At 69.9% G+C, this 6,877-nt stretch carries 3 protein-coding genes and 1 tRNA gene; 1 reads left to right on the top strand and 3 read right to left on the bottom strand.

What is annotated here, in order from left to right:
* Positions 1 to 158: 158 nt before the first annotated feature.
* Positions 159 to 231, bottom strand: a tRNA-Lys gene (locus AB4Y76_RS04155).
* Between the two features lie 373 nt (positions 232 to 604).
* Here AB4Y76_RS04155 and AB4Y76_RS04150 point away from each other — a divergent pair.
* Entirely contained in the window at positions 605 to 4,330 is a 3,726-nt protein-coding gene (locus AB4Y76_RS04150; protein WP_441922417.1) for a glycosyl hydrolase, read from the top strand.
* A gap of 53 nt (positions 4,331 to 4,383) precedes the next feature.
* Here AB4Y76_RS04150 and AB4Y76_RS04145 read toward each other — a convergent pair whose 3' ends face one another.
* Together AB4Y76_RS04145 and AB4Y76_RS04140 are read right to left on the bottom strand one after the other, a co-directional pair.
* A complete protein-coding gene (locus AB4Y76_RS04145; protein WP_441922415.1) occupies positions 4,384 to 4,989 on the bottom strand; it encodes a TetR/AcrR family transcriptional regulator in 606 nt (201 codons plus the stop codon).
* A gap of 83 nt (positions 4,990 to 5,072) precedes the next feature.
* Positions 5,073 to 6,818 carry an O-antigen ligase family protein gene (locus AB4Y76_RS04140; RefSeq protein WP_441922413.1) on the bottom strand — a complete coding sequence of 582 codons (1,746 nt, stop codon included), beginning with the start codon at positions 6,816 to 6,818 and terminating at the stop codon, positions 5,073 to 5,075.
* Positions 6,819 to 6,877 lie beyond the last annotated feature (59 nt).

Here is a 6,877-nt window from a genome sequence, read left to right as displayed (position 1 = left end):
CAGCACGGCCTGATACCGCTGCTCAGCCACACTCAACTCCCGCATCTCGGGAGTGTCACCAATCAACCGAAGTAGGTGTAACCCATCACCCGAAGGTGTGACACCCATCAACCGGAGCCCGAACGTCACCAATCAGGCGGAGTAATACATGGGTTCGGTGGGCCCCGTGGGGATCGAACCCACAACCCGCGGATTAAAAGTCCGCTGCTCTGCCAATTGAGCTAGAGGCCCGGCGTGTGGAAGGAGCCCTGGGAGCAATGTGGGCGCAACCCGGGGAACGATCCGCACTGGGGAAGAGTAGCCAAGCGGACGGCCTTGCCCGTGACCACGTCCTGGAGCAGTCGTTCCCGGAGACGTTCGGACCGGGGCGGTGTCACGCAATCGACCCTCAACACCCGAGGAGATCGCGGTGGCCGGGCAGCGGATCGCTGCACTGTTGCAGCGGGCTCGGTCGCCGTCCGTGCTTCGATGCCGGCGTGGGCCAGGGCAAACGCGGCGGCCAGCGCAGATAAGAAACTCGCAGGGTCTTATTGACGCGCCGTGGGCGCTGACATAGCGTGACGCCCGTCACAAGATTGAATCGATTCAACCCACTGAGGTAACGATGACCCGAGACGCAGACCCGAACCGCGCCAGGCGTGGGGCGATCGCGCTGAGCGCGGCACTTGCATTGGTGGCCTCGGCTGCCAGTGTTCTGAACGGCGGTGCGAGCGGTGCGGCGCCCGCGGCCCCCTCGTTGGCGACGGCGACGGCTTCGGCGGGCGCCCCTGGCGAGGCGCTGACCGCGGAGGCGTTCGCCGACCCGCCGGCGAGCGTGCGCCCGATGTACCGGTGGTGGATGCCGTTGGCCTACACCGACGACGACGAGCTGCGTTCGGAGCTTCGTGACATCGCCGCGAACGGTGCGGGCGGCGTCGAGATCGCTCCGTTCATCGTCCCGGGCGCGGGCAACCAGAGCAGCTCCTTCCTCGCCCAGTACGGGTGGGGGACTCCGCTCTGGGCGCACAAGATGGAGGTCATCACCGCGGAAGCCGCAAAGCTCGGCCTGCAGGTCGACCAGAACCTGGGCCCGCAGTACCCGGCGACGGTTCCGAACCTGAACAGCTTCAACCAGCCTGAGGCCGAGCAGCAGCTGATCTACGGCCGCGAGTTCGACGATGCGGGCAGTTCCCGGACCGGTGCTCTGCCGGCGACCACGACCGCGCCGCCGTCGGTGACGACGAAGCTGTGCGCGCCGGCGTCCGTCGGCGACGAGGTCGTGAAGGTCGAGAAGCTCGGAGGCATGGCGGCCGGTGACACGGTCACCGTCGGCGCCGGTGGCACCGCCGAGAAGGTCGTGGTCTCCGACCTGGGCGACCGGACCGCCGCCTGCGGCGACCTGACGATCTCGGCGCTCACGCAGGCGCACGACGTGGGGGAGTCGCTGGTCAACGTCGCCAGAACCACCCGGATCAAGACGGTGGTCGCGCAGTGCGTCGCGGCCTGTGCGTCGGGTCAGGCCGGGACCGTGTCGCTGGATCCCGCCTCGGTGGTCGACGTGAGCGGGCAGGTGAGTGGCGGCAAGCTCGACTACACCTTCCCCGCCGGCAACGGGAACCCGTGGGTCCTGCTGGACTTCCAGCAGACCGCGTCCGGTCTGATCGCCCAGAGCGGCGGGTACACCGCCACGCAGCCGAACTACGTGATCGACCACTGGAGCCGGGGCGGCGCCCGCATCCAGGGGAACTTCTGGGACGAGAACATCCTGACGCCGGCTGTCCAGAAGAACCTGGACCAGATCGGGCGTGGCGCGGTGTTCGAGGACTCCCTCGAGCTCGGCTCGACGCAGAAGTGGACCTGGAGCTTCCTGCCGACGTTCACGAACCTGCGCGGGTACGACCCGAGCCTGTTCCTGCCTGCGCTCGCGGGTGCGGGCATCCAGGCCACGGGCACGCCGGCGTTCGACTTCGCGGGCGGCGTCGGCAAGCAGTTCCGCGAGGACTACCGGCAGACGATGAGTGACCTCTACTCGACGCGGTACGTCGCCACCATGCAGCGGTGGGCGCGCAGCCACGGGTTGGACTTCCGGGCGCAGCCGTACGGCACGCCGATCGCTGCGGGTGCGGCCTCGGCGCAGCTGGGCATCCCGGAGGGTGAGTCGCTCAACTTCGGATCGCCGAACGCACTGGGCGCGGAGCAGGACTACCGCGTCCTGTCCGGTGGTGCGCACCTGAGCGGGAAGAACATCGTCTCCACCGAGTGCTGCGCCGCTTTCCTGGGCAACTTCCGCTCCAGCCTGGCCGGCCCCAACGTCGGTGGTCAGTACGGCCAGGGCGGGGACGGGACCCAGACGGGCGGGAAGTACTCCCAGGGCCTGCTCGACTCGATCTACAAGGCCTACGCCGGCGGCGTGAACCAGCTGGTGTGGCACGGCTACGCGTACCGGGACGCGCCCAAGGGCGTCGGGAGCGCCGGCCGCGATGGCGGCACCTGGCCCGGCTACCACCCGTGGGACATCTTCGGAGTGCTCAACGTCAACGACGAGTTCGGGCCGCGGCAGGCGAGCTGGCCCGACTACGCGAAGGTCAACGACAGCCTGGCCCGCACCCAGTTCGTCCTGCGGCAGGGGCGCGCCCAGGTCGACCTCGGGGTCTACTACGAGGACCTGGGCCTCATCGGCTCGAGCGTGAGCGGCCAGCAGACGCCGCAGCACATGCTCGGCACCGACTCGGCCACGTCGAAGGCCGGCTACACCTACGAGTACGTGGCGCCGAGCTTCCTGGCCGACCCGGACCTGGAGGTCGAGGCCGACGGCGGCTTGTTCGGTGACAAGTCCGACGAGAAGGCGCTGGTGCTGAACAACCAGACGACGATGTCGGTGGAGAACGCCCAGCGGCTGCTCGACCTGGCCCAGGAAGGTCTGCGGATCTTTGTGGTCGGGGACGCCCCGACCGCGACCACCGGGGCACAGCCGGACGGAGCCCGGCTCGCGGGGATCGTGACCGAGCTGCTCGCGCAACCGAGCGTCACCCGGGTCGCGTCGGAGGACCTGCTGCCGGCCGCGCTCGCGGCGGGCGACATCGTCGCGAACGTCACCCTGGCCGAGCCGACCTCGGCCCTGGGCCTCGTCCGGCGTCAGGCGGGCGACGTCAGCTACGACTTCGTCTACAACAGGTCCGCGACCGTCGTCGAGCAGGACCTGACCCTCTCGGGGGCGGGCAAGCCGTACCGGCTGAACACTCAGACCGGGACGATCACCCCGATCGCCGAATACGGGACCAGCGATGCGGGAGTGCGTGTGCACGTCCGGGTCGCGCCGTACGACGCCGTGATCATCGCCCTGGCGGGGAGCTCCGAGGCCCCCGTCGCATCGTTGGGCGTGCACGCGGTCGACTCCACCGGCGAGGTCGTCGCCACCGGCGGTCAGGGTGTGGCATTGCGTGCCGAGGCCGAGGGCACCTACTTCACGACGTTCAGCAACGGCGTCAAGCGCCGCACCGACGTCTCCGGCCTGGCCCCCAGCCAGATCCTGGGCACGTGGACGCTGGGCGCGCAGACGTGGACCCCGGGTGCGAACGAGTACACCACCGCGAAGACCGACCAGCCCGAATTCACCGTCACCGCCGACCAGGACGGAAGGCTGCCTTCCTGGAAGGACATCTCCACCCCGGTCGACCTCAGCCAGTCCTCGGGCATCGGCACCTACGCGGCCACGGTGACGCTGCCGGACACGTGGAACTCCACCGACGGTGCGTACCTGAACCTCGGTGCGGTCCTCGACTCGGTCACGGTCACGGTCAACGGAACCGACGTCACGGTGAACCAGTCCGACCGCGGCCGCATCGACCTGGGCAAGACGCTCCGGGCCGGCGCGAACACCGTCGTCGTACGAGTCGCGACCACGATGTTCAACGCGGTCCGCAAGACCGGCGACAGCAACTACCAGTCCGGAGCCTGGCAGAGCACCGGACTCATGGGACCGGTGTCCCTCGCGCCGTACCGCGACACGGTCCTCAAGACCAGCCCGGACATCCCGCCGGCTCCGGTCAAGGTGTCGAGCTCGACGAGCCTGAAGGTGTCGCCGCTCAAGCTCCAGGTCGGCAAGCGCGCCAAAGCTGTCGTGGCGGTGTCCGCGTCCAAGCCGGTGACCGGGAAGGTCCAGATCCTGATCGACGGGAAGGTGTGGAAGACCTTCACCGTGGCCAACGGCCGGCTGACGACCAGGATGCCGGCGCTGATGGTCGGGAACCACCGGGTGCGCGCGATCTTCACAGGCTCAGCGCTCGTGAAGGCTTCGACGTCGAGGGTGGTGATCGTCAAGGTCGTTCACCGGCGAGGTGAGAGACGCTAGCGACGCTGAGGAATGAGAGGGCGCCGAGGTCACGGGGACTCGGCGCCCTCTCGCTACCCCTTGCTCGGTCGCGGCGCTGGTGCGCGGGCGGGGTCGATCGCAGGGAGCCAGATGGTGTCGACGAACTCGACGAGGCCTTCGTCGCTGGGCGGTTCGCCGGTGTGCAGGAACTCCGACATGACCACGGAGTGGCCCAGGTTCACGGCCAGGCTCGACGGACGCTGCGACAGCTCGCCCCGTGCGATGGCGGAGTCCACGATCGACTCGACGTCGGCAACTACAGCGACGCCGGCGAAGATGCTCGTCCGGACCGGGTTGTCGAGCTCCGACATGACCCCGCGGACAACGCCCCCGAAGGGGCTCCGCAGGAAAGCCGACATCGCTTGCAGGAACGCGACCAGGTCGGCGCGCAGGTCATCGGTCGGCGAGAAGGTCGCCCCGGTGCTCGCACGGCGCAGGACCTCCTGGGCCAGGTCGACACGGTTGCGCCATCGTCGGTAGATCACGGCTTTCGCCGTCCCGGTGCGCGTGGCAACGGCGTCGATGGAGAAGCCCGCCCAGCCGTGCTCGGCAACCTCTGCCCACGCCGCATCCAGGATCGCCTGCTCGAGCACGGCCCCTCGGCGACGCGTCTGCTTCACCAGGTGCTCGTCGGTCACGAGACAAAGACTGCACCATCGATCCCGAGCTCGCTCCCCAACCTGTCGCGACGGCTCGGATGGACCACAGTCTGATCTTCTGATCAGCTCGGCGGGATTTCCCCGGTGCGCGTGGCGTCGAGCTGTTCCTGGATCTTGCGCAGGATCCGGCGCGGGACCGGGTCGTGCGGCGCCAGGCGCCGGGCCTGGCGCAGGTCGGCGAGCGAGCCGTCGACGTCCTCGAGACCGAAGCGGACGATCCCGCGCTGGACGCGGGCTCCCGGTTCGGTCGGGAACCAGCGCACCAGGTCGTCCAGCGTCCTTTGGGCCGCGTCGAGGTCGTGGTCGTGGGTCTGCGCGACCGCGAGGGCAAGGTTGGCGGCGTACGTCTCCGGAGTGTGGCCCAGGCTCTTGCGCGCCCAGCTCTGCGTCAGGGCGGCGGCGCGGTCGTCGCCCTCGCTCGCCGGCGCGGCGAGCGACTGCGCGGCCAGCATGGCCACGTCGGAGTCGTACGGTCGCAGGTGCTGGGCCGTGGAGAACGCCGCGTCGGCGGCGGCGACGTCACCCTGCCGTGCCTCCCTGATCCCGGTGAGGACGTACCTCTCGCTCAACGTGGCTGCGGCCAGGGCCAGGACACCGGCAGCGGCGAGCACGGCGACCGTGCGCGGCACCCAGCGCGGTTCGTCGCGCTTCGTGGCCTTCTCGGCGACCAGGCACCCGGCGAGGAACGCCGCCAGACAGGTCGAGCCGGCGATCGTGAAGTTGGCGAGCAGCGCGACGCCGTAGCCGACCGTCGCGGCGAACAGCCCGATGTCCAGCGGGTCGCGGTGCGCGACGACGACCTTCCACCCGAGGACGAGCACGGCCACCGCGAGAGCGATCGCGATCAGCAGCATCGGGACGCCGCCGGAGACGAGGGCCTGGAGCGGCCAGGAGTGGGGCGAGTCCGGCGGGTTCCGGGTGCCGACCTCGCGGACCCAGTCCTGGTCGCGGTAGCGGCCGACCGCGTCGACGAAGGTCGACGGTCCGCCCGACCACCACCGGTCGCCGCCGACCTGCAACGCTTCCTGCCACAGGAGCCTCCGGCCGGTGATGGTGCGGACGTCGCCGATGCGGTCCCTGATCTGGGGGAGGGCCAGGGCGAGCAGCGCCAGGCCCACGCCGGCGGCGACGTAGGAGCGGACCGCACCACGACGGCGCAGCACGACGTGCAGCAGCAGGGCCACGACGAGCGCGAGCAACGAGGCCCGGGAACCGGAGAGGAGCACGGTGAGAGCGCCCGCGGCGGCCCCCGCCCCGAGCAGCCATGCGCGACGGTCGAGCGCAGCTCCGACCAGGACGGCGCAGAGCATCATCCCGACCATCCCCTGGTCGGTGGCGTTGCCCAGGACCGACCCGGTCCGGTGCTCGAGGCTGGCGCCCTCGATGCTCCAGCCCAGGCTCGAGGTGACCGAGAAGAAGGCGAGCAGGAGCGAGGACACGCTGAGGACGTGGAACAGCTCGTTCACGCTCTGGCGCGACCTCGACCCGAGCAGGCGCGCGCCGAGCCAGGCGGCGCCGACGTACAGCGCGAGGACGGGCAGCCCCTCGTACCGCGGCCAGCGGCCGACCAGCGACGCCAGCGGCGTCGGCGAGAGGACTCCGGCGACCGCGAACCAGGCGAGCCCGCCCAGGGCGAGGTACTGCACGACCTGCGGAAGCTTCCCGCTCCGCTCGGCGAGCGCGCCGAACGCGATCGCGAGCGCGACGACCAGGAGCTTGGCGAACACGAAGCGGTTGAACGCGCCGGGCATCCAGACCAGCGGGGACAGGCCGACGAGCCAGAGCGAGGCGCGCGCGTACGAATTCACCGGAGGAGTGTGTCAGTAACACCCGGTCCTCGGTGACAAACCATCGCGAAGCCGGGCAA

Origin of the sequence: Marmoricola sp. RAF53, assembly GCF_052114005.1 — a bacterium.
Lineage (GTDB): Bacteria > Actinomycetota > Actinomycetes > Propionibacteriales > Nocardioidaceae > Marmoricola.
The sequence above is the reverse complement of the archived record's forward strand: the minus strand, read 5'-3'. Positions and strand labels throughout refer to the sequence as shown.

Excerpts from the sequence above, each read along its gene's own strand:
- AB4Y76_RS04150 (WP_441922417.1), top strand. The coding sequence starts at position 605 with ATGACCCGAGACGCAGACCCGAACCGCGCCAGGCGTGGGGCGATCGCG.